23 protein-coding genes and 1 riboswitch are annotated in these 21,844 nt (G+C 73.1%); of the genes, 8 read left to right on the forward strand and 15 right to left on the reverse strand.

The annotated features are described in order from the left end of the window. Window positions 1–48 precede the first annotated feature (48 nt). Window positions 49–1,701 (reverse strand): malate synthase A, encoded by a 1,653-nt coding sequence (aceB, locus tag BS80_RS11270; protein WP_035796078.1) that lies wholly within the window; start codon window positions 1,699–1,701, stop codon window positions 49–51. 192 nt (window positions 1,702–1,893) lie between these two features. Here aceB and BS80_RS11275 point away from each other — a divergent pair, with 192 nt between their 5' ends. After that, window positions 1,894–2,688 carry an IclR family transcriptional regulator gene (locus BS80_RS11275; protein ID WP_035796080.1) on the forward strand — a complete coding sequence of 265 codons (795 nt, stop codon included), beginning with the start codon at window positions 1,894–1,896 and terminating at the stop codon, window positions 2,686–2,688. A gap of 69 nt (window positions 2,689–2,757) precedes the next feature. Here BS80_RS11275 and BS80_RS40630 read toward each other — a convergent pair whose 3' ends face one another. The 4 genes from BS80_RS40630 to BS80_RS11295 all read right to left on the reverse strand — a co-directional run bounded on the left by BS80_RS40630 (window position 2,758) and on the right by BS80_RS11295 (window position 6,415). Further along, a complete protein-coding gene (locus BS80_RS40630; protein ID WP_157536154.1) occupies window positions 2,758–3,945 on the reverse strand; it encodes a glycoside hydrolase family 16 protein in 1,188 nt (395 codons plus the stop codon). 4 nt (window positions 3,946–3,949) lie between these two features. Further along, a riboswitch (cyclic di-AMP (ydaO/yuaA leader) is annotated at window positions 3,950–4,068 on the reverse strand. Window positions 4,069–4,242: 174 nt separating this feature from the next. Then, window positions 4,243–4,977, reverse strand: coding sequence for a helix-turn-helix transcriptional regulator (locus BS80_RS11285; RefSeq protein WP_035796084.1), 735 nt, complete (start codon window positions 4,975–4,977; stop codon window positions 4,243–4,245). Between the two features lie 55 nt (window positions 4,978–5,032). Further along, a complete protein-coding gene (locus BS80_RS11290; RefSeq protein ID WP_035796086.1) occupies window positions 5,033–6,115 on the reverse strand; it encodes a class I SAM-dependent methyltransferase in 1,083 nt (360 codons plus the stop codon). Window positions 6,116–6,220: 105 nt separating this feature from the next. Beyond that, complete coding sequence (locus BS80_RS11295) at window positions 6,221–6,415, reverse strand: DUF1059 domain-containing protein (RefSeq protein ID WP_035796088.1); 195 nt, start codon at window positions 6,413–6,415, stop codon at window positions 6,221–6,223. Window positions 6,416–6,606: 191 nt separating this feature from the next. On the opposite strand from BS80_RS11295, the gene BS80_RS37630 reads away from it, so the two are divergent. After that, window positions 6,607–6,942: a MoaF-related domain-containing protein gene (locus BS80_RS37630; protein ID WP_051966471.1), complete on the forward strand. Its 336-nt coding sequence runs from the start codon at window positions 6,607–6,609 to the stop codon at window positions 6,940–6,942. Between the two features lie 29 nt (window positions 6,943–6,971). On the opposite strand, the gene BS80_RS11305 is transcribed toward BS80_RS37630, so the two are convergent. Next, complete coding sequence (locus BS80_RS11305) at window positions 6,972–8,135, reverse strand: alpha/beta hydrolase (protein ID WP_035796090.1); 1,164 nt, start codon at window positions 8,133–8,135, stop codon at window positions 6,972–6,974. Between the two features lie 88 nt (window positions 8,136–8,223). After that, entirely contained in the window at window positions 8,224–8,886 is a 663-nt protein-coding gene (locus BS80_RS11310) for a TetR family transcriptional regulator (RefSeq protein WP_035796092.1), read from the reverse strand. Between the two features lie 164 nt (window positions 8,887–9,050). Here BS80_RS11310 and BS80_RS11315 point away from each other — a divergent pair, with 164 nt between their 5' ends. Then, window positions 9,051–9,815 (forward strand): SDR family NAD(P)-dependent oxidoreductase, encoded by a 765-nt coding sequence (locus tag BS80_RS11315; protein WP_035796095.1) that lies wholly within the window; start codon window positions 9,051–9,053, stop codon window positions 9,813–9,815. A gap of 54 nt (window positions 9,816–9,869) precedes the next feature. Here the strand turns inward: BS80_RS11315 and BS80_RS11320 are convergent, their stop codons facing one another. From BS80_RS11320 to BS80_RS11335, 4 genes are all read right to left on the reverse strand, one after another. Further along, window positions 9,870–10,805: a phosphotriesterase family protein gene (locus tag BS80_RS11320; RefSeq protein ID WP_035796098.1), complete on the reverse strand. Its 936-nt coding sequence runs from the start codon at window positions 10,803–10,805 to the stop codon at window positions 9,870–9,872. Further along, window positions 10,802–11,221 (reverse strand): carboxymuconolactone decarboxylase family protein, encoded by a 420-nt coding sequence (locus BS80_RS11325; RefSeq protein WP_051966472.1) that lies wholly within the window; start codon window positions 11,219–11,221, stop codon window positions 10,802–10,804. Before BS80_RS11325 ends, BS80_RS11320 begins: the two co-directional genes overlap by 4 nt. Before the next feature lie 55 nt (window positions 11,222–11,276). Further along, window positions 11,277–11,867 carry a DUF4865 family protein gene (locus BS80_RS11330; protein WP_035796101.1) on the reverse strand — a complete coding sequence of 197 codons (591 nt, stop codon included), beginning with the start codon at window positions 11,865–11,867 and terminating at the stop codon, window positions 11,277–11,279. A 66-nt stretch (window positions 11,868–11,933) separates the two neighbouring features. Then, window positions 11,934–12,518: a TetR/AcrR family transcriptional regulator gene (locus BS80_RS11335; protein WP_035796104.1), complete on the reverse strand. Its 585-nt coding sequence runs from the start codon at window positions 12,516–12,518 to the stop codon at window positions 11,934–11,936. A gap of 75 nt (window positions 12,519–12,593) precedes the next feature. On the opposite strand from BS80_RS11335, the gene BS80_RS11340 reads away from it, so the two are divergent. Continuing rightward, window positions 12,594–12,953 (forward strand): tetratricopeptide repeat protein, encoded by a 360-nt coding sequence (locus BS80_RS11340; RefSeq protein ID WP_051966473.1) that lies wholly within the window; start codon window positions 12,594–12,596, stop codon window positions 12,951–12,953. A 152-nt stretch (window positions 12,954–13,105) separates the two neighbouring features. Here BS80_RS11340 and BS80_RS11345 read toward each other — a convergent pair whose 3' ends face one another. The 3 genes from BS80_RS11345 to BS80_RS11355 all read right to left on the reverse strand — a co-directional run bounded on the left by BS80_RS11345 (window position 13,106) and on the right by BS80_RS11355 (window position 15,218). Further along, the gene (locus BS80_RS11345; protein WP_198045489.1) at window positions 13,106–13,816 is read right to left on the reverse strand and encodes an RraA family protein; all 711 of its coding nucleotides are present in this window, start codon (window positions 13,814–13,816) and stop codon (window positions 13,106–13,108) included. Between the two features lie 222 nt (window positions 13,817–14,038). Then, entirely contained in the window at window positions 14,039–14,530 is a 492-nt protein-coding gene (locus BS80_RS11350; RefSeq protein WP_035796105.1) for a peptidylprolyl isomerase, read from the reverse strand. A gap of 127 nt (window positions 14,531–14,657) precedes the next feature. Continuing rightward, entirely contained in the window at window positions 14,658–15,218 is a 561-nt protein-coding gene (locus tag BS80_RS11355) for a DinB family protein (protein ID WP_035797292.1), read from the reverse strand. A 188-nt stretch (window positions 15,219–15,406) separates the two neighbouring features. Here BS80_RS11355 and BS80_RS11360 point away from each other — a divergent pair, with 188 nt between their 5' ends. The 3 genes from BS80_RS11360 to BS80_RS11370 all read left to right on the forward strand — a co-directional run bounded on the left by BS80_RS11360 (window position 15,407) and on the right by BS80_RS11370 (window position 21,053). After that, window positions 15,407–16,135, forward strand: a complete 729-nt coding sequence (locus tag BS80_RS11360; RefSeq protein ID WP_051966474.1) for a hypothetical protein — start codon at window positions 15,407–15,409, stop codon at window positions 16,133–16,135. Window position 16,136: 1 nt separating this feature from the next. Further along, window positions 16,137–17,708, forward strand: a complete 1,572-nt coding sequence (locus tag BS80_RS11365; protein ID WP_051966475.1) for a Y-family DNA polymerase — start codon at window positions 16,137–16,139, stop codon at window positions 17,706–17,708. 204 nt (window positions 17,709–17,912) lie between these two features. Next, on the forward strand, window positions 17,913–21,053 hold the full coding sequence (locus BS80_RS11370; protein WP_232246438.1) for an error-prone DNA polymerase: 3,141 nt from the start codon (window positions 17,913–17,915) through the stop codon (window positions 21,051–21,053). A gap of 5 nt (window positions 21,054–21,058) precedes the next feature. Here BS80_RS11370 and BS80_RS11375 read toward each other — a convergent pair whose 3' ends face one another. Further along, a complete protein-coding gene (locus BS80_RS11375) occupies window positions 21,059–21,493 on the reverse strand; it encodes a group III truncated hemoglobin (RefSeq protein WP_035796109.1) in 435 nt (144 codons plus the stop codon). Between the two features lie 121 nt (window positions 21,494–21,614). Between BS80_RS11375 and BS80_RS11380 the strand changes: the two genes are divergently transcribed. Further along, window positions 21,615–21,833, forward strand: a complete 219-nt coding sequence (locus BS80_RS11380; protein WP_035796112.1) for a DNA-directed RNA polymerase sigma-70 factor — start codon at window positions 21,615–21,617, stop codon at window positions 21,831–21,833. Window positions 21,834–21,844: the final 11 nt, after the last annotated feature.

The raw sequence follows: 21,844 nt of genomic DNA on the forward strand, positions 1-21,844 counted from the left end.
CCGGGGACAGATCGCCCCGGCGGACCGTACGAAACGGCAGTAAGCGGCTCAGCCGAGCAGTGCGTAGCCTGGCAACGTCAGGAAGTCGACGAAGTCCTCGGAGAGCGAGACCTGCTCGAAGAGTTCGCGCGCCTCGGCCCATCGGCCGGCCGCGTACGCCTCATCGCCCAACTCCGCGCGGAGCGAGACCAGTTCCTCGGAGACCAGGCGGCGGACCAGCTCGGTGGTGGCCTTCTCGCCGGTGTCGGCGAGCACCACGCCGTTGTGGATCCACTGCCAGATCTGCGAGCGCGAGATCTCGGCGGTGGCGGCGTCCTCCATCATGTTGAAGATGCCGACGGCGCCCAGGCCGCGCAGCCAGGCCTCGCTGTAGCGCAGGCCGACCGCGACCGCGTTCTGCAGACCGGCCTCGGTGCAGCTGCCGCCGGAGCCGGCGATGTCGAGCAGCTGACTGCCCGTCACCACCTCGGCGGAGCCCGGGTTGTCCTTCTGGTTGGGCCGGTCGCCGAGCACCGCGTCGAACGAGGCGCGGGCCACCGGGACCAGGTCCGGGTGGGCCACCCAGGAGCCGTCGAAGCCACCCGCGGCCTCGCGGTCCTTGTCCGCCTTGACCTTCTCCAGGGCGGCGGCGTTGACCTCGGAGTCCTTGCGCGAGGGAATGAAGGCGGCCATGCCGCCGATCGCGTGCGCACCGCGCTTGTGGCAGGTCTGCACCAGCAGGCGGGCGTAGGCGGCCATGAAGGGCGAGGTCATGCCCACGCTGTTGCGGTCCGGCAGGATGTAGTGGTCGCCGGCGTCGCGGAAGTTCTTGACGATCGAGAAGAGGTAGTCCCAGCGGCCGGCGTTGAGGCCCGCGGCGTGCTCGCGCAGCTCGTAGAGGATCTCGTCCATCTCGAAGGCGGCGGTGATCGTCTCGATCAGCACGGTCGCGCGGATGGTGCCGTGCTCGATGCCGAGCTGCTGCTGGGCGTAGGTGAAGACGTCGTTCCAGAGGCGCGCCTCCAGGTGACTCTCGGTCTTCGGGAGGTAGAAGTACGGCCCGGAGTTGGGGTCCTCGGCGCCCTTGGCGATCAGCCGCTTCGCGTTGTGGAAGAAGTAGAGGCCGAAGTCGAAGAACGCGCCGGCCACCGGCACGCCGTCCACCAGCAGGTGGTTCTCGTCCAGGTGCCAGCCGCGCGGGCGGACCACCACGGTGGCCAGTTCGGCGGCGGGCTTGAGGGTGTAGGTCTTGCCCTGCTCCGAGGTGAAGTCGATCCGGCCCTCGTAGGCGTCGATCAGGTTGATCTGGCCGGAGACCACGGCCTGCCAGGTCGGCGAGGTGGCGTCCTCGAAGTCGGCCAGCCAGATCTTGGCGCCGGAGTTGAGCGCGTTGATGAGCATCTTGCGGTCGGTCGGGCCGGTGATCTCGACCCGGCGGTCCTGCAGGGCGCGCGGCGCGGGGGCGACCTTCCAGTCCCCGGCGCGCACGGCGGCCGTCTCGGGGAGGAAGTCGAGGGTCCCCGCCCGGGCGATCTCGGCCCGGCGGGACTTTCGTCGGGTCAGGAGTTCCTGCCGGCGGCCTTCGAAGGTACGGTGCAGGCCCACGACGAAGGCGACCGCCTCCGGAGTGAGCACCTCCTCCGCACGCGGGACGCGCGGACCGGCGACAGTGACGACCGGAACGGCGGGTGAGACGCCGACAGGTCCATTGTCTGTAGCCATGGGCAGGACACTCCTTGGACGGTTGAGCGTGTGTAAGGAAAGCTCCGGTGGGAACTTCCTCGATCTGAACCCGCCTACTGCCGAGTTCGATTCTGTAAGGTGGAGACTAGTTTCCGCGATACAGAATTTCAACGGTTTGTTGAGGTAGATCGCTGGGAGCCTACTCCTCCCCCGAGAGCAAAGGGAACGCCGGTGGCCACCACCCCCGTCGCAGCATCGACAGGCTCCGACCGCAGTGCGGGAAGCGTGCAGTCCGTCGAGCGCGCCTTCCTGCTCCTGGAAGCGCTCGCCGACTCCGGCGGCATCGCCACCCTCAGCGAACTGTCGACCACCTCGGGCCTGCCGATGCCCACCATCCACCGGCTGGTTCGTACCCTCGCGCAGCAGGGTTATGTCCGCCAGGACACCGCGCGTCGCTACACCCTCGGTCCGCGGCTGATCCGGCTCGGCGAGACGGCCGGCCGGCTGCTCGGCAGCTGGGCCCGCCCGTACCTGGCCGAGCTGATGGAGGCCACCGGCGAGACCGCCAACCTGGCGGTGCTGGAGGGCGGCGACGTCGTCTACGTCGGGCAGGTCCAGTCCCGGCGCTCGATGCGGATGTTCACCGAGGTCGGCCGCCGGGTGCAGCCGCACTGCACCGGCGTCGGCAAGGCGCTGCTCGCCCAGCTCCCCGAGGACGAGGCCCGGGCCGTGCTCGGTACCCAGCCGCTGCCCGCCCACACCGCCTTCACCGTCACCGACCCGACCGCGCTCTTCGCCCAGCTGGCCCAGGCCCGCGAGGCCGGCTACGTGGTGGACGACCAGGAGCAGGAGATCGGCGTGCGCTGCATCGCGGTGGCCGTCCCGGGTGCGCCGACCCCCACCGCCCTGTCGGTCTCCGGCCCCGAGGCCCGCATCCGCGCGCTGGAGGAGCAGGCCGGCAGCGCCTCACTGGTCCCGGTGATGCGCCAGATCGCCGAACGGCTGGGACACGTCCTGGCGCCCTGAGGCCGGATACCGGATATACGCCGACGCCCCGGACCACTGCGGTGGTCCGGGGCGTCGGCGTAGGGGTTTCTAGCGGTAGACCCGCACGTAGTCCGCCGCGAAGCTGATCGGGGCGGTGCCCTGCGGGCCCGGGTGGTACTGCCCCGCGCCGACCGACAGGTTGAGGATCAGGTACGCCGACCAGTTGGCGCCCACACCGGTGTTGTCGGAGAAGACCTTGGTCCCGTTCACGTACCAGTCCACCGAGTTGGCGCCGTAGTACGTACCGATGGTCACCCACTGGCCGGGGGCCACCGCCGAGGCGTTGGTCCAGTAGTCCTGGCCGGGGTTGACGTGGTTGGTCAGCTCCAGCAGGTTCGGGTTGTCCGGGTGGTACTCGAAGGAGTCGACCTCGTTGCCACCGTTCTGCCAGGTCCACAGCGCCGGCCAGGCACCGGAGCCGCCGGGCAGCTGGACCCGGGCCTCGGCGTAGTCGCCGGTCTTGACCTTGAAGCCCTCGGCGGTGCCCTCGGTGGTGAGCAGCCCGGTGGTCCAGGCCTGCTTGCCGTTCTCCAGGGTGTGGCTGCTGGGCTGCGCGGTGAAGGTCGCCACGCCGTTCGCGGTCTGCACGTCGGACGGGTCGAGCCAGTCGAGCTTGTTGTCGTCCGGGTTGTGGGTGCCGTACTTGTAGGCGGTGCTGGTCGAGGACTGCCAGTGCGAGTCCTGGGCGAGCGGGGTGCTGAACTCGTCCGACCAGGTCAGGTTCTTGCCCGCGACGGGCGAGGCCGGGACCACGGGGGCCGGGGTGGGCGCCGGGGTCGGGGTCGGCGCCGGGGTCGGCGCCGGGGTGGGCGTCGGGGTGGGCTTGGCGGCCGCGCCGACGGTGAGGGTCTGCGTGGTCAGGTTGTGCCAGGCGCCGGCGGTGTCCTGGTAGAAGCCGAACTCGTTGTACGTCCCGGCCGGCAGCGTGCGCGCGCCGGTGGTCAGGGTGAGGCCGCCGGGGCAGATCTGCGCGTTGGAGCGCGAGCCGGGGAAGTCGAGGTTGTTACCGGCGGCGTCACGCACCCCCACGCCCACCGTGCGGACGGTGAAGCAGGAGGAGGAGTGCAGGGTCAGGGTGGCGGTGGTCGAGGCCCCGGCGACGGCCGAGGTCGGGGTCAACCGGTCCTGGGTGACGCGCGGCGCGGAGGCCTGGGCCTGGGAGACCACGGGCACGGTCAGCAGGCCGACCACTCCGGCTATCGCGCCCAGGCGTGCGGGGGTACCAGAAAAGTTCATGGGGTTCCTCTGCGACGCCTGCGAGGTGAGCTGTCGGGTTGGGGTCTGAGGTCGACCCTGCCGCCGGTGGGACGGCGGCTTCACCCCGAGCCGCGGCCCCGCGCCCGGTTGCATGCGCGGGCGGGGTCGCGGCGACTGACCTGGTTCCCCCGCTCCTGCCCATGCGGTGCCGTGGTGCCCGCCGGCGGGTGGGCAGGACTCGGCGTCCCGGCGGCAGGGCCCGCCAGAGGCGGACGACTTGCAGCGTAGGCAGACGGTTCGCGTGCGGACAAGGCGCTGTCGGAAAGGTCACACGACCTAAAGCCTGGTGCTCGCCGTCCGCCACAGGGTCGCGGCCGCCAGCCGGCTGTGCACCCGCAGCTTGGCGTAGACGTGTTCCAGGTGCTTGTCCACGGTGCGCTCGCAGATGTCCAGCCGGCGCCCGATCTGACGGTCGGTCAGCCCGTGCGCGAGCAGGTCCAGGACCGCGGTCTCGCGCGCCGTGAGGTCGGCCGGCAGCCGTACGGGCGGGGCGAGGCGGTCCAGGCCGTGGCTCAGCCGGGCCCGCAGCAGCGTGGCGGCCTCGACGTCGGTATCCGCGAAGTCGCTGCCGGTGCGGTTCACCACCAGGCAGACGGTGCGCCGCCCGCTGCGCGCCCAGCCCGCCGGGAAGGCGGTGGCCAACTGGTACTCGGCGCCCGCCCCACGCAGCGCCTCGGCGTAGGTGCCCAGCCGGTGGTACTCGGTGCGCGACTGGAGGTCGGAGCGGCGCATCGGCCGGCCGCTGCCGGTGTCGGTGTGCCGGAAGAGCGAGTCGGCGGGCGCGTGGCGGAAGAAGCCGGCCAGCGCCTCGGGGCCGAAGAGCCCGGCCGGCGCGGTGATCGGGTGCCGTCCGGCGGGGGTACGGACCGACCAGGTGAGGCTGTCCCCCGGGACGGCCCGGAGCAGCGCCGGGAACAGCGCCGGGAGGAGCGTCTCCTCGTCGACGGCGTCGAGAAGCAGGTCGATCACGGCGAAGATCCGCCGCAGACCGGCCTCCCCGGACGGAGTCACCTCAAAAGCGTGCTCCGCCCGGGGAGGCCGGTCAAGCCGGCCCGACATTCCGGCTCTACCTGCTGGCGGCGTACACCCGGTTCACCGGGGTCTCGGCGGCCAGCTTCCAGTGGTGCAGTCCCGCGTCGTCGGCGATCATGCGCATCGCGTCCTCGCCGGCGTGGTTGCCCATCGCGTGCGGCCCGTGCTGGGCCAGCGCCGAGGGCAGGCAGACGGCGACCGACGCGGAGACCACCGCGCGGCCGATCGGGTTGGCGTTCTCCCGGACGTCCGCCGAGGCGTTGGGCTCCACGATCATGCAGCTGCCGTCGTCGGCGAGCGCCGCGCGGGCGTGCTGCAGGGCGCTGCCCGGGTCGCCCATGTCGTGCAGGCAGTCGAAGAAGGTGATCAGGTCGTAGTCGTGGCCGGGGAAGTCCTGCGCGGTGGCCACCTCGAAGCTGACCCGGTCGGCCATGCCGCGTTCCTCGGCGTTGCGGCGGGCCGCCTCGACCGAGGGACGGTGGAAGTCGAAGCCGTGGAACTTGGAGGCCGGGTAGGCCTCGGCCATCAGCAGCGTCGACCAGCCGTAGCCGCAGCCGATGTCGGCGACCTCCGCGCCCGCGCGCAGCTTGGCGTCGGTGCCGTTCATCGCGGGAATCCACTCCGGGACCAGCGCGCCGGTGTAGCCGGGCCGGAAGAACTTCGCCGTGCCGGCGAAGAGCGCGCTGCTGTGCTCCTCCCAGCCGACCCCGCGGCCGGTGCGGAAGGCCTCCATCAGCACGTCCTCGGTGCCGTACAGCGCCTGCATCATGGTGAAGAAGCCGGCCGCGTAGGTCGGCGCGGTCGGGTCGGCCAGCACGGCGGCGTGCTCGTCCGGCAGCAGGTAGCCGTCCGCGTCGGCGTCGTACGTCACGTACTCGCCGGCCACCTGGGCCGCCAGCCATTCACGTACGTAGCGCTCGTGCAGACCGGTCCGCTCCGCGAGTTGCGCGGAGGTCATCGACCCCGCGCCGGCCATCGCGGTGTACAGGCCCAGCCGGTCGCCGAGCGAGGTGCACAGTCCGGCGGCAGCCGCGCCGCCGTCCGTCACCACGCGCATCAGGAACTCCATCACCTTGTCCTGGTCCACGCTGTTCACGGTGTTCTCGCCCATGGCCATCCCCACCGCCTCCTTCTCCTGCCTCCCTCCAGTGCAGCAAACGGCCGGTGCCCCGCGCCATACGGAGAATCCCGTACGGCGCGGGGCACCCGGCCCGCCGGTGTTTCAGGTGTGCTGCAGGACCAGTTCGTCCTTCAGGATGGACCTCATCTGCTGCCGCAGCTCGGGGGAGTCCGTGTGCCCGTGCACCGAGACGGCGTGCTCGGCGGCGGCCCGCACGACCTCCTCCTCCTCACCGGTGATGGCCAGTGAGCAGTTGCTCTCGCTCGGGTATTCACGGCAGTCGACAACCTTGCGCATGATCGACCTCCCGACGCCCCGGCGCCGCGCGGACCGGTGGGCCAACGGCTGGCCGGACGACCGGCAGGCGGCGTACGGGCGTGTCGCCCGACCATTATCCCTCTGTCGGCCCGGTCCGATAGCTTGGGCACGCACGCCTCGGGGGGCGATCGCCTCCCATCCCCGGCCCTGGAAAAGAGGACTCCGACCGCATGACCGAGACCGCCCCCCTGCCGGGCTTCGCCGGACGGACGTACCTCTTCCAGGTCGACAACGGCGCGGCCTTCCGCAACGCCTACTCGGCCGACGGCACCCGGCTGCGCTGGGAGGGCCTGGGCGAGTCGGCCGGCCAGTGGGAGGACGTCACCCTGCACGTGGCGCGGGTCGCGCCGGAGGTCTACTTCGTCAGCTGGACGGAGAAGAGCGGCATCACGGTCAGCCATGTGATGGACCTGGCGGCGCTGACCGTCCGGGTGTTCTGGACGTACGAGGGCGAGGGCGGCCGGGTCGGCGAGCTGCACGCCGGCACGCTGGAGCGGGTGGCCTAGGCTCCCTGTCCGGCGGGGGTGACGCCGCGTCAGGACGGCGGCGCCAGGTGCTGGGAGAGCCACTCCAGCGCGGGCGGCATCAGCCGGTTCCAGGTCTGGAGGTTGTGCCCGCCCGCCGCGAGGTCGGTGGACGAGACCTGCATCGGCTGCTGGACCGCGGCGACGAACGCGTCCGTCCGCTGCCGGTAGTCGCCGTCTCCCTGGTCGGTGCCCGCCACCAGGACGGAGACGGCGGGCGCGGGCAGGTTCCGCAGCCGCCAGACCAGGTCGGCCTGGTCACGCAGCTGCGGGCTGCCCGCGAAGAGGTCGCCGGTGGTGTCGTCCTCGGCGGCCCGGTAGTAGCCGGAGAGCGAGACGGCGGTCGGGAACACGCCCGGGTGCCGCATCGCCAGCTTGAGCGCGCAGTAGCCGCCGGTCGAGTCGCCCATCACGCCCCAGCCGGGGCCGCCGGGCAGGACCCGGTAGGAGGCCGCGATGACCTTGGGGACGTCCTGCGAGAAGTAGGTGTCGGCGGCCGCACCGCCGGGGACGTCCTCGCACTCGGTGTCGCGCGGCATCGCCGGGGAGGGGCGCATCAGCACCAGCACGGTGGGCCGCATCGTGCCGTTCAGGGTCAGACCGAGCGCGGTACCCGGGTAGTTGAGCCGGTTCACCAGGTTCTTCGCGTCGCCGGGGAAACCGGTCATCACGACGGCGACGGGGAACTTCCGGTTGGCGTAAGCGGGTTGGAAGTACTGCGGCGGCAGGTAGACGTAGCCGTCGGTGGTCAGGCCGGACTCGGCCCCGGCGATCCGGACCGCGTCGATCTCCCCGGACTCGGCCGGCGCCCGGCCGACCGCGCCGCGCCCCTGGACGTCCTCCTTGCCGAGCGGCTGCACCGGGATCGGCTTGCCCGGCGTCCGGCCGGTCCGCGGGTCGACGTCGCTCGACTGCTTGGCCTGCACGGTGACCGGGGAGGTGTCGCCACTGCCCAGCAGTTCGTCCCAACTGCCGTAGAAGGTGAAGTAGTTGTTGGCCAGCAGGCCGAGCACGAGCAGGGTCGCCAGCTGAGTGAGGAGCAGCGCGCCGATCCGGCCGAGCACCGCCCGCCAGTGCCGCCGGGCCAGCCGCGGCCAGAGCCACACCGTGCCGGCCGTCGCCAGCAGGGCCGACAGGACCGCCAGCGCCACCACCGTGTGGCTCGTCAGACCCATGAACGCCCTGCTCCCGCGTGTGTTACCGGCCCGTACCCCGATGGGCCACCCTAACGGGTCAGCGCGCGATCAGGAGTTCAGCGCGCGATCAGGAGTGCGGGACCTCGCCCCAGAGCCGCAGTCCCGCTGTCAACTCCCTTACGCAGCGCGCCGCCAGCTCTCCGGGCGAACCCGGTCCGGTGGTACCGGCATCGGTCGCCGCCCAACTCTCCAGCGCCACCCGGATCGCGGCGGTGGCAGCGGCCGCGGCCAGCCGGACCTCCAGCGGATCGGCGGCCGGACCACAGCGCGCGGCCAGCGCCGGGACGAGCTCGTCCTCGGAGTCCTGGTGGACGGCCTGCCAGACGATCCGCAGCCCCGGATCGGTCAGCAGGCGGCGGGTGACCAGCAGGGCCCGCGCCATCTCCTCGCCGTCCGGGGTCAGCGCCTCGACGGCGGCGCGCTCCAGCACCTGCGGCAGCGGCGGACCGGCCGGGCTCCGCTCGATCAGCGCCACCCAGCGGCGGCCGCCGGCCGCGAGCAGCGGGGCGACGGCCTCCTCCTTGGCGCGGAAGTAGCGGTAGAAGGTGCGCAGCGCGACGCCCGCGCTGCGGGCGATGTCCTCGGCCGTGGTGGCCTCCGCGCCGCGCTCGGCGAAGAGCTCGGCGGCTGCCATGGCGATCTCCAGCTGGGTCTCGGCGCGGCGGCGCTCGCTCAGCGAGGGGCGCGCGGACGGGGAGGGGCGCGCGGACGGGGAGGGGAGTTCGCTCATGACTCCCACGCTACGCCCGGTGCTGCCACGGCGACGCGCTGGGCCCATGTGGCACGGCACGCCATAGTGGCACGTTATGCCATTCGGGCGTACGGTGACAGAGCGGCCCCCACCACGGGCCGCGCACCCAGCACCTCCAGAAACCTCCAGAACGGAGCATCACCATGCAGCGCTTCACCGGCCGTCGAGTCCTCGTCACCGGCGGCGGCTCGGGCATCGGGCAGGCCACCGTCCACCGGATCCTCGCCGAGGGCGGGCGGGTCGTCACGGTGGACGTCAACGAGGCGGGCCTGCTGGCCACCGCCGAGCGGGCCGCCGCGGACGGCACCGCCGACCGGCTGACCACCGCCCTGCTAGACATCTCGGACGAGAACGCGGTCCGCACCGGCGTGGCGGCCGCGGTGGCCGGCCTCGGCGGCCTGGACGCGCTGGTCAACGCGGCCGGCATCCTGCGCTCCTCGCACACCCACGAGACGAGCCTGGACTTCTGGAACACCCTGCTGAAGGTCAACCTGACCGGCACCTTCCTGATGACCCGCGAGGCGCTGCCCGCGCTGCTGGCCACCGGCCGGGGCGTGGTCGTCAACTTCAGCTCCACCTCGGCGAGCTTCGCCCACCCGTACATGGCCGCCTACGCCGCGACCAAGGGCGGCATCCAGTCCTTCACCCACGCGATCGCCCAGGAGTACTCCCGGCAGGGCCTGCGCGCGGTCTGCGTCGCCCCGGGCAGCATCGACAGCGGGATGACCAACAACCCCGGCCTGCCCGCCGACGCCGACTTCAGCCTCCTCGCCAAGCTGGCCCCGGCGCTCGGGCAGGGCTTCGCCGGCCCCGACACGGTGGCCGGGGTGATCGCGATGCTGGCCAGCGACGACGGCGCGTTCATCACCGGCACCGAGATCAGGATCGACGGCGGCACCCACATGTGAGCCCCGGGCTCACGGTGCCCGGGGTCACGGTGCCCGGGCTCACCGCGCCGGGGCTCACAGCGCCGGGCTTCGCCACTCCACGGCGAAGGCACGGGCCGGGTTGGCCCGCAGGATCAGGTCCGTCTGCTCCTCGCCCAGCTCGCGGACGAGCCTCGGCCGCAGCCCCGTGAGCAGGTACGGCATGCCCGGACCGCCCCCGGTCGCCGAGCGCGCGGCCGCCGTCGTGGTGTCCCCGCCCAGCAGCAGGCGGTCGCCGTGACCCGCCTCGACCAGCGCGGCGATCCCGTCCAGCAGTCGCCAGTCGGTGGCGTGGTTGGCCCGGGACGGCCCGTCGAACGCCAGGTAGGCCCCCGCCTCGGCGGCCTCGCGGTGCACCCGCAGGTCCGGGAACCGGTTGAGATGCCCCAGCACGACGCACTGCGGCGGCACCCCGAGCCGCCCGCAGAGCAGTTCCAGGACGTCGAGCGCGCCGGTGCCCAGTTCGTGGTGGACGCCGATCGGCGCGCCGGTCGCGTGGTGCGCCTCGGCCGCGGCCGTCATCACCCGGCGGGCGTGCTCGTCCAGGCCGTGGTAGCCGCCGGCCACCTTGATCATCCCGGCCCGGGGGCCGTTCCCGTGGATGCCCTCCGTCAGCTCCGCCACGAAGAGCGCGGCCAGCTCCCGGTAGCGGTCGGCCGTCAGCGGCCGCTCGTAGTGCGCCGCCTGGTGCAGGCCGGTGGCGGCGACCAGGTGGACTCCCGAGCGGCGGGAGAGCTCGGCCAGCTCGGCGGCGTGCCGCCCCATCCCGTACGGGGTCCACTGGACGACGGCCTGCCCGCCGGCCACGCGGAAGGCGGCCAGCTCGGCGGCGGCGGCCTGCGGATCGTCCAGCTCCTGGCCGGGCAGCAGCGGGCTGCGCAGGAAGAGGTGGTCGTGCGCGTCGCAGACACCGAGCTCCGCCGGGTCGAGGTCGCCGAGGACCGTACGGACGGCGCGGACGGCGCGGCTCACGCGTCCGCCTCCGTGTTCAGCCCCGTGTTCGGCCCCGCGAAGGTGGCGGCCGCGACCCGGAGCGCGGCCAGCGTCTTCGGCGTGCCGATGTACGGCGCGAGGTGGACGAACACCTCGACGATCTGCTGCTCCGTCAGGCCGACCCGCAGGCTGCTGCGGATGTGCCCGGTGAGCTGCGGATCCACCCCGCCGAGCGTGGCGAGGACGCCGAGGTTGACGAGTTGGCGGTCGCGGAGGGTGAGTCCCTCGCGCTGGTAGGTGCCGCCGAAGAGGCTGGTGACGATCCAGTCCGCGAACCCCGGCGCGATCGCCTCCAGGCCGGGGAGCGCCGCGTCCTGGGTCTGCTGGTCCTGGAGGAGGTCGAGCAGCCGGTAACCGGCCTCGCGATCCAGGGTGGCGCTGCTGAGCGTGGTCATGGTTCCCTCCGAGAGGTCGGTCCGATATCGATCTGTCGATTCGCCGGCCGAGGCGTCACCAGTGCCGACCCTGCGGCAGCTTCTCCCGCTCCGGGGCGCTGAGGTGCAGGACCTCGTAGCGCTCGGCACCGTCCGGCGCGAGCGCGGCGGCGGCTTCCGGACCGTCCCAGAGTGTGAAGGTCGTCAGCTCCCACCGTGCGGTGTCGACGGCCAGCGCGGTGGAGTGCACCTCGGCCCGGTCCGGCAGCCGCTCCAGCGCCCGGGCCACGGCTTCGGCCGGCGCGCGGCCCGGCGGGACCGGCTCGACGCTCCGGGTGGCGCTGCGCGGGACGACGGCGCGGGCGGGGCCGTCCTGGAACGCCAGGCCCAGCCAGTGCCGCACGACCGGGCGGCCGAAGTCGTCGTTGATCCCCTGGAATCCCGGCCCCCAGAGGAAGCTGTTCATCCCCTCCGTGGAGTTCCAGAGGTAGAAGGGCGCGTACTGGTTGACCGGCGAACCGGCCGTCCCGCGCTCGCGGATCAGGTAGGCCTTCAACCCCAACCCGGGGAATCCGTCGAGCAGATGGCCCCGGTCGGCGACCCGGCGGCGGATGATCCGCATGTCGTAGTCGGCCGGGAGGGTGATCTCGTACTGCATCGCCTGCACTGACGTCTCCTGTTCCGGACTGTCGCGGCCGTCGAAGCTGTCGCGGCTGCTGCGGGCTACTGCGGGCTACTGCGGGCTGATCTGGGTGCCCAGCAGCGCGAGCGCGCCGCGGACCGCGCGGTGGAACGGCTCCTCGGAGTCCGCGGCCCGGGCCATCACGTAGCCGCCCTGGACGACGGCCACCACCGTGGCGGCCAGCTCCTGGGCCGCGGCCCCCGGCCGGAGCTCACCGCGCCGGCGGCCCTCCTCGATCACCTCGGCGATCCGGACGCTCAGCCGGTCGAAGGTCTCCTGGACCGGAGCCCGCAGCACCGGATCCGCGATCACCTCGGGGTCCTGCGCCATCCGCCCGATCCGGCAGCCGCGCAGCACCTCGCGCTGGCGCAGCAGGTAGCCGGCGATCCGCTCGTAGGCGGTGCCGGGGGCGGAGAACTGCTCCTCCGCCAGGCTCAGCAACTGCTCCGCGCTCCGGCGCAGCGCGGCGCAGGCGAGATCGGGCTTGCCGTCGAAGTGGTGGTACATGCTGCCCTGGCCCACCCCCGCGCGCTGCTGGATCGCCTTGGGGCTGGTGCCGACGTAACCGCGCTCCCACAGGAGCTCCTGGGTGCTCTCGATGAGCCGTTCCGGAGTAGCCATGAGCACACTGTACATACTAGTAGGTACAGAAGTCAGCACCCTTATAGGCAGGCGGGAATAGTTGAAGATTCACCTAATGTTGGAGCAGGCATGACCACGGTGCGAACCTTCACCCCCACCAGTCCCCTCGACCCCGCCGCGGAGTACGCCCGGGCCCAGCTCTTCTTCGACTCCCGGGCCTATACGGACGCCGCCCGCATCCTGCGCGATCTGGTCGACCAGGAGCCCCGCAACCTGTCAGTCCGGCTGCTGCTCGCGCGCAGCTACTACCACTCCGCCCAACTCTGGCGCGCCGAGGCCGAGTTGCACCGGATCCTGGAGCAGGACCCGGCCGAGAGCTACGCCCGCCTGATGCTCGGCCGCACCCTGCAGCGCCAGAGCCGCCCCGACGAGGCCCGCCCCCACCTGCGCCTCGCGGCCGCGATGGCCGACGACGCGACGCAGTCCTGAGCACGCGCCGGGCCGGCCGGAGGGCCGGCCCGCGAGGCTCACGCACGGCTGCGTGTGGGTGATCTGCCGTCCCCCGGCGCTCCCGGGCGACGACCACCCGCGCTACCGAGAACCCCGCTCCGACGGACGCAGCCCCCGCCACGCCCCGCGTGTCACTCCTCGATCGCCCCGCCGACGGCCCGCAGATGATCGCGGAAGGTGAACGAGGGCGTCCGGCGGCGTTGGGCGAGGTAGCCGTCGAACTGCACCTGGCTGCGCAGCGAGACGCCCGACCGGATCAGGTCGGCCTGGCGGCGCTCGGTGTCCCGGATCGTCTCGGCCTGGGTGAGGACGTCCGCCAGGCGGTCGGCCGGCACGAAGAGCACGCCGTCGTCGTCGCCCAGCACCACGTCCGCACGGCCCACCGTCCACTCCCCCACCCTGGCGGACTCCAGGGCGTTCGCCGGACGGGCGTCGAGGCGCTGCGGACCGGTCGGCATCGTCCCCAGGCTGAAGACCGGCAGTCCGATCGCCCGGATGTCGGCCGTGTCGCGGTGCAGCCCCCAGATCACGATCCCGTCCAGCCCGGCGCACTGCGCCTCCAGGGCCGCGAGATCGCCGACGCAACTCTCGTCGAGCCGTCCCGCGTTGTCGACCACCAGCACGTCCCCGGGCTCGGCCTCCTCGAAGGCCTCCAGGAAGATGTCGACACTCCCGACGTGCCGCACCGGCGCCACCCGCCCGGCCAGCCGGCTGCCGGGCACGACGGCGCCCAGCGGCGCGGGCGCACAGCGCACCGGAACCCGGGCACGCATGCAGGCGTCGGCCAGATGGGCCGTGGTCAGTGTCGCGAACCGCCGCCGAAGTTCCCGGTGATCCAGCATGCTCTGCTCCGCTTCTCGTCCGCTTAGGCCATGGGCCCCGAACCAGTCTCGCCCAGCGGGCACCGCCGTGGCGCGCGAACGACCGAACGACCGAACGACCGGACGCCCTGCGGCCGCGCGGTCGCGGGACACCACCCCGAACGCACGGCGCGCGCCCGTCGGCGTGGTTCGCCGGCGGACGCGCGCAGAGCCGTCTCCGAGGTCGATGGGACCCGTGGAGTGTCAGAGGACTCCGGACCCGGAAATGGTGATCTTGGACTTGGTCTTGCCGCTCTGCGAGCCGAGGCCCTCGATCTTCTTGACCAGCTCCTGGCCCTCGGTGACCTCACCGAACACGACGTGCTTGCCGTCCAGCCACGGCGTCACCACCGTGGTGATGAAGAACTGCGAGCCGTTGGTGTTGCGGCCGGCGTTGGCCATCGACAGGAGGTACGGACGGTCGTGCTTGAGGGTGAAGTTCTCGTCGGCGAACTTCTCGCCGTAGATGCTCTTGCCGCCGGTGCCGTCGCCGCGGGTGAAGTCGCCACCCTGGAGCATGAACTCGGGGATGACCCGGTGGAAGCTGGACCCGGCGTAGCCGAAGCCCTTCTCGCCGGTGGCCAGCGCGCGGAAGTTCTCCGCGGTGGTGGGGACCACGTCGTCGAACAGATCGAAGCTGATCCGCCCGGCCGGCGCGTCGTCGATGGTGATGTCGAAGTAAACCTTGATCGTCATACGGTCATTCTGGCATCAATCGCTGCATTCGGAGACTCGCCACCCCCTCCGCGCCCCCAGGAGCTTAGCCGAGCGACCCGGTGATCGGTGACGGGGACCGGGGGTCCGGTCCCCGTCACCAGGTCGGCTACCCCATGCTCTTGGCGCCGTCCAGGCTCTCGCGCAGGATGTCGGCGTGGCCGGCGTGCTGAGCGGTCTCGGCGATGACGTGCATCAGCACCCGACGCGCCGACCAGCGCGCGCCCGGCTCGAACCACGGCGCCTTGGGCAGCGGCTGAGTGGCACTCAGATCCGGCAGGGCGACGACCAGTTCGTCGGTGCGACGGGCCACCTCGGCGTACTGCTCCAGCACACCGGCGAGGGTCTCACCGGGCAGCATCCGGAACTCGTCGGCCCGCCGGGCGAAGTCGGCCTCGGTCATGGTCGAGAAGTCGCCCATCGCCGACGGGCCCTGCACGATGAAGTCCGCCCAGCCCCGCTCGACCGAGGTGACGTGCTTGACCAGACCACCCAGGCACAACTCGCTGGCGGTGGTCCGCAGGCCGGCCTGCTCGTCGGTGAGGTCGCGGGTGGTGAAGCGCAGGAAGTGCCGGTGCTTGGTCAGCATCGCCAACAGGTCGGCGCGCTCGCCCTCGACGGCCGGGGACTCGATCGGCTGGTCGGTGGTCGTCAGCGCGTGGTCAGTCATGGTCATCCGCTCCCTCATTGCGTCCTGCTCCGTCGGACCGCTCCGTCGGCAAGGACCACGCTAGGGGGCATCTAGGTCAGATTCCGTCCTCAATCGCGGGCGAACCGAGATCGACGCTCACCGGCACGCAGCGTCACCAGGGCGGATTCGACTTGAATCTTTGCGAACAGATGTTCGATGCTGGAGGGGTGGCCACTCCCGTACTCGTCCAGCAGGCGGTGCCGGTGTCGGCGCCGTCCGGGGACGGCGCGACTCCGGGGGTGGCGGGTGCGCTGGCGGGGGTACTGCCCGAGGGCGGGGTGCGGCGCGGGACGGTGGTGTCGGTGGCGGAGGATGCCGGGCTGCTGCTCGCGCTCGCGGCGGGGGTCGGGGCCGCGGACGGGTGGTGTGCGGCGGTCGGGCTGCCGGAACTCGGGCTGCTCGCGGCCTCGGGCTACGGGATCGACCCGCGGCGGTTGCTGCTGGTGGACGCCCCCGGGGCGCACTGGCCCGAGGTGGTGTCGGCGCTGGCCGGGGCGGTGGAGGTGGTGCTGCTCCGCCCGTCCGGGCCGGTCGCCGCGCGGTCCGCGGCCCGGCTGGGGGCGGTGCTGCGGCGCAGCGGCTGCGTCCTGCTGGTGGCCGGGGAGTGGCCCGGGGCCGGACTGCGGCTGGGCGTCCGGAGCAGCCGGTGGGTCGGCCTCGGGGCCGGTCACGGGCTGCTGGCCGGGCGGCAGGCGGAGGTCGTGGTGCAGGGGCGCGGGGCGGCGGCGCGCGGTCGTACGGCGCGCCTGTGGCTGCCGGACGGGCACGGGGTGGTCCGGGCGCTGACCGAGGAGGAAGCGGCGCGGGAGACGGCGCCGGAGGCGGAACGGGAGAGGGCAGGACTCGGTGGGGAGCCGAGGGACATCGTGGGGCGGGGTGGGTTGACGGCGGTGTGAGATGACTGCTGTCGAGATCGACACCGCGAGCCGGGTGGGCGCGCTTCGGGTGCTGGTGGTCTGGTACCCCGACTGGCCGATCGTCGCCACCTGTACCGCGGAGCAGGCCGCCGGGCCGGTGGCGGTGGTCGAGGGCGGACGGGTACTGGCCTGTTCGAACGCGGCCCGGCAGGCGGGGGTGCGGCGCGGGCAGCGGCTGCGGCTCGCCCACCGGCTCTGCCCTGAGCTGTGGCTGCGCGAGCGCGACCCGGAGGCCGAGACCCGGCGGTTCGAACCCGTACTGGCCGCCGTCGAGGCGTTCACGCCGCGGGTCGAGGTGGTGCGCCCGGGGCTCTGCGCGATCCAGGTGAAGGGGCCGGCGCGGTACTTCGGCGGGGAGGAGGCGCTGGTCGCGGCGATGCGGCAGGCGGTGGCCGGGGTGGGCGACGAGGGCGCGGCGGACGGGCCGCGGGTCGGCGTGGCGGAGGGGTTGTTCGCCGCCGTGCTCGCCGCCCGGGCCGCAGAGGTCGTCCCCGCCGGGCGGACCGCCGCGTTCCTGGCGCCGTACCCCGTCGCCGTCCTCGACGACGAGCCGTTGACCGGGCTGCTGGTGCGGCTCGGGGTGCCGACGCTGGGCGACTTCGCGCGCCTGCCGGCCGCGACCGTCGCCGACCGGTTCGGCCCGGCGGGCCTGGCCGCCTACCGGCTGGCCCAGGGGCTGGAGGCCCGGCCGCCCGCCACCGCACCGCCGGGGCTCGACCTGACCGTGGAGCAGCTCTTCGAGCCGCCCGAACTGCTCGCCGAACCGCTGGTCTTCGTCGCCAGGACCCTCGCCGAGCGCCTGCACACCGCGCTCGGCGGAGCCGGGCTGGCCTGCCGCCGGGTGGGCGTGGAGGTCACCTGCGCGGACGGGCGGACGGCTCGACGGCTGTGGCAGCACGAGGGACGGCTGCCCGCCCCGGCGCTCGCCGAGCGCGTCCGCTGGCAGTTGCAGGCCTGGCAGGGCACCGGGTTCTTCGCCCCGGAGTCGGGCGGTTTCACCGCGCTGCGCCTGGTGCCGGACGAGCTGGTGGCCGACCACGGACGGCAGTTGGCCCTCTGGGGGCAGGCACTGGCCGAGGACCGGGTGGAACGGGCCGCCGCCCGGGTGCAGGCGCTGCTGGGGTACGACGGGCTGAGCCGGATCGAGCCGGTCGGCGGGCGCGGGCCCGGTGAGGTACTGGTCCGGGTGCCGTGGGGCGACCACCCCCCGCCCGCCGCCGACCGGGACGCCCCCTGGCCCGGGCAGCTCGGGCATCCGGCGCCGTCGGTCGTCCTGCCGGTGCCGGCGCCGGTGGCCGTGCTCGACGCGGAGGGCACCCCGGTACGGGTGACCGGACGCGCCGAGGTGTCGGCGCCGCCCGCCCGGCTGACGCTGGCCGGACGGAGCTTCGCGGTCACCGCCTGGGCCGGGCCGTGGCCGGCCGTCGAGCGCTGGTGGGACCCCGGTGCGGCGCGCCGCCGGGCCCGCTTCCAGGTCGCCCTCGCGGACGGCCGGGCCCTGCTGCTCGTGGTGGAGGACGGCGGCTGGGCGGTGGAGGCGGCCTATGCCTGAGCGGTCGGCGGCCGAAGCGGGCGCGTGGGAGAACGCGCGGGCAAACGCGCGGGAAGACGAGTGAGGAGCAGAGCGAGCCATGGGATTCGACAGCCTGCCCAGGGTTCCCTGGAGCGAACTCCAGCGCCGGATGGCGGGCCAGGGGCAGGGGCAGGGGCAGGGGCAGGGGGAGACTGCGACCCCGTCCGCGCCCCGCCCGCGACCGTGCCCGCGACCGTGCTCCCGCTCCGGCGGTCCGAGCGGCGGGCCGAACGGGGATCCGAACCGCGGCCCGAGCAGTGGGCCGAGCTGCACGTGCACTCCGCGTTCAGCTTCCTGGACGGCGCGAGCGAGCCCGAGGCGCTGGTCGAGGAGGCGGTCCGGCTCGGCGTCGAGACCCTCGCGATCACCGACCACGACGGCCTGTACGGGGCCGTACGACTCGCCGAGGCCGCCCGCCGCACCACCGCGGCGGGCGGCCTGCGGACCGTCTTCGGCGCCGAGTTGAACCTCCGCCCCGGCTCCGGGCGGGCCGAGCACCTGCTCGTGCTGGCCCGTGGCCCAGCGGGCTACCGCCGGCTCTCCGCCGCGATCAGCGCGGCCCAGCTGGCGGGCGAGGGCAAGGGCCGTCCCGCGTACGACTTCGGGCGGCTCGCCGACGCGCACGGCGGGCAGTGGGCCATCCTCACCGGCTGCCGCAACGGCCGGGTGCGCCAAGCGCTCGACGAGCACGGTGAGGCCGCCGCCCTGGGTGAACTCCGTTCGCTCGCCGACGCGTTCGGAGCGGAGAACGTCTTCGTCGAGCTGATCGACCACCGGCTGCCCGGCGACGACCCGCGCAACGACGCGCTGGCCGCGCTGGCCACCCGGGCCGGCCTGGCGGTGGTCGCCTCCAACAACGTCCACCACGCCTCGCCGGCCCAGGGCCGACTCGCCCAGGGGCTCGCCGCGTTGCAGGCCCGGCGGACGCTCCAGGAGGCGGCCGGCTGGACCAGGGCGGCGGGCACCGCGCACCTGCGCTCGGGTGCCGAGATGGCGGCCCGGCTCGCCCGCTTCCCCGGCGTCCAGCAGGCCACCGTCGAACTCGGCCGCTCCTGCTCCTTCACATTCGCCTCGCTCACACCGAAGTTGCCGGGTTTCCCGGTGCCGCCCGGGCACACCCCGATCAGCCATCTGCGCGCCCTGACCGCCGACGGCGCGGCGCGGCGCTTCGGCCCCGCGCACCCGGACCACCGCAAGGCCCGGGACCAGCTGACCCACGAGCTGGACATCATCGAACGGCTGGACCTGGCAGGCTACTTCCTGATCGTCCACGACCTGGTGGAGTTCTGCCGGCGCACGGACATCTGGTGCCAGGGCCGTGGCTCGGCCGCCAACTCGGCGGTCTGCTACGCCCTGGGCATCACCGCGGTCGACCCGATCCACTACCGGCTGCTCTTCGAACGGTTCCTCAGCATGGACCGGGACGGACCGCCGGACATCGACCTGGACATCGAGCACCGCCGCCGCGAGGAGGTCATCCAGTACGTCTACCGGCGCTACGGCCGCGAGCACGCCGCCCAGGTCGCCAACGTGATCACCTACCGGCCACGGCTCGCCCTGCGCGACGCGGCCCGCGTCCTCGGCTATCCGATGGAGCAGGTCACCGCCTTCTCCCGGCAGGCCGACTTCCGCTCGGCCCCCGGGCCGGACGCCGTCATCCCCGACGACGTGCTCGCACTCGGCAGTCAACTACACGGCATTCCAAGACACTTGGGGATCCACTCGGGCGGCATGGTGCTCACCGAGGACCCGATCGGCGAGATCTGCCCGACCGAGTGGGCCCGGATGCCGGGCCGGTCCGTCCTGCAGTGGGACAAGGAGTCGACGGCCGGGGCGGGCCTGGTCAAGATCGACCTGCTCGGCCTGGGCATGCTCTCCGCCCTGCACGACGCCTGCGACCTGATCGCCGAGCACCACGGCGTCCGCTACGACCTGGCGAGCATCCCCGCCGACGACGAGGCGGTCTACGAGATGCTCTGCCGGGCGGACAGCGTCGGGGTGTTCCAGGTCGAGTCGCGCGCCCAGATGTCCACCCTGCCCCGGCTGAAGCCGCGCACGTTCTACGACCTGGTGGTCGAGGTCGCACTGATCCGCCCCGGGCCGATCCAGGGCGGCTCGGTCCATCCGTACCTGCGGCGGCGGGCCGGGCTGGAGCCGGCCGGCTGCCCGCATCCGTTGATGGAACGGGCCCTCGGCAAGACCCTGGGGGTGCCGCTCTTCCAGGAGCAGATGATGCAACTGGCCATCGACTGCGCCGGGTTCACCGGCGCCGAGGCCGACCAGCTGCGGCAGGCGATGGGGTCCAAGCGCTCCCACCAGCGGGTGGCCGAGCTGCGCCGCAGACTGCTGGACGGGATGGCCGCGCGGGGGATCCCGGAGCCGGTGGCCGAGGACATCTACGGCAAGATCGAGGCCTTCTCCAACTACGGCTTCCCGGAAAGCCATTCGATCAGCTTCGGCTATCTGGTGTATGCCAGCGCCTGGCTCAAGTACCACCATCCGGCGGCCTTCACCTGCGCGTTGCTGGCCAACCAGCCGATGGGGTTCTACTCGCCGCTCAGCCTGATCTCGGACGTCCGGCGGCACGGGGTGACGGTGCACCCGGTGGACGTCAACGCCAGCCGGGTCCGGCCGACCCTGCAAGGGCCCGACGACGCACCGGAGATCCGGCTGGGGCTGGCGACCGTCCGGGGGCTGGGCGACGAGCAGGCGAAGCGGATCGCGGACGGGCAGCCGTACCGCGACCTGGAGGACTTCGCACGCCGAACCGGCCTGCCGGCCCCGGTCCTGGAGGCGCTGGCCACCGCCGGGGCGTTCCGCCGCTTCGGTCTGACGCGACGTCAGGCCCTTTGGTCAGCAGGCGCCCTGGCGACCGGCGGACCGGATCTGCTGCCCGGGACGACCCCCGGGACCGCCGCCCCGACGCTGCCCGCGATGACACCTGTCGAGGAGACCATCGCGGACCTGTGGGCCACCGGCTCCTCCGCCACCAGCCACCCCGTCGAACATGTCCGGTCGATCCTGGAGCGCTGCGGCGCGCTCCCGGCCTCCGCGCTGCCCGGCGTCGCGCACGGCAGCCCCGTCCTGGTCGGCGGACTGGTGACGCACCGTCAACGGCCGCCCACCGCAGGCGGGGTGCTCTTCATCAGCCTGGAGGACGAGACCGGCCTGATCAACGTGGTCTGCAGCCGCCCGGTCTGGGAGGCGCACCGCCGGACCGCGCTGGACCGGGCCGGGCTGCTCATCCACGGCCACATCGAGCGCAACCAGGGCGCGACCAACCTGGTCGCCACCCGGCTGGCACCGCTACGGGTGGCCGTGTGAGCGGGTCAGCTGCGCAGCAGGACCGCCGCGAGCGGGACGAAGCCGCCGCCCTCGGCACCCTCGGTGCCCTCGCCCGAGGTGCGGCGCAGCAGGGCCAGCGCGATCCGCTCGCCCTGCGCCTTGGCCCGGTCGGCGACCGGGCCGCGGTACAGCCCGTCCACGGCGGCGGACCAGAGCTGGACCCAGCGTCCGAAGTGTTCGGCGGTCATCGGCTCCCGCTCGTGCAGCGCGGCGTGCGGGGTGAAGGCGTTGCGGCGGTAGGCCGCTGTGCGCAGCAGGGTGCTCTCCCAGAAGTCGGTGATGTGCGGGAGGTGGGCCTCCAGGTCCATCCCGGAGACCTCGGTGAAGAACGGACCGATCAGCGGGTCGGCGAAGGCCGCGCCGTAGAAGCGGCGCAGCAGGCGCTCCAGGTCGGCGCGGGTGGCGATGTCGTTCCGCATGGCGCTGGCTCCTCCGGTCTCACCCCCACGGTAGACCCGCACTCCCCCTGGAGCACACCGCCCCCGCACGCCCTTGTCAACCAAGGTTGACAAGGGATCGGTGTCAACCTACATTGACACCATGAGCGAGACCAACCAGCTCGCCGCAGATGCGAGCAGCCGCGACCCCGCCGTCGGACTCCGCGCCGTCCGTGCCCTGCGCGACCTTGCCGACCGGCTGGAGGACCTCCAGGTCGGCAACGCCCGGGCGCACGGCTGGTCCTGGCAGGAGATCGCCGCCTGCCTCGGCGTCAGCCGGCAGGCGGTCCACAAGAAGCACGCCCGCCGCACCGCGGGATGACCAACGGGCCC

Source organism: Kitasatospora mediocidica KCTC 9733 (assembly GCF_000744225.1).
Lineage (GTDB): Bacteria > Actinomycetota > Actinomycetes > Streptomycetales > Streptomycetaceae > Kitasatospora > Kitasatospora mediocidica.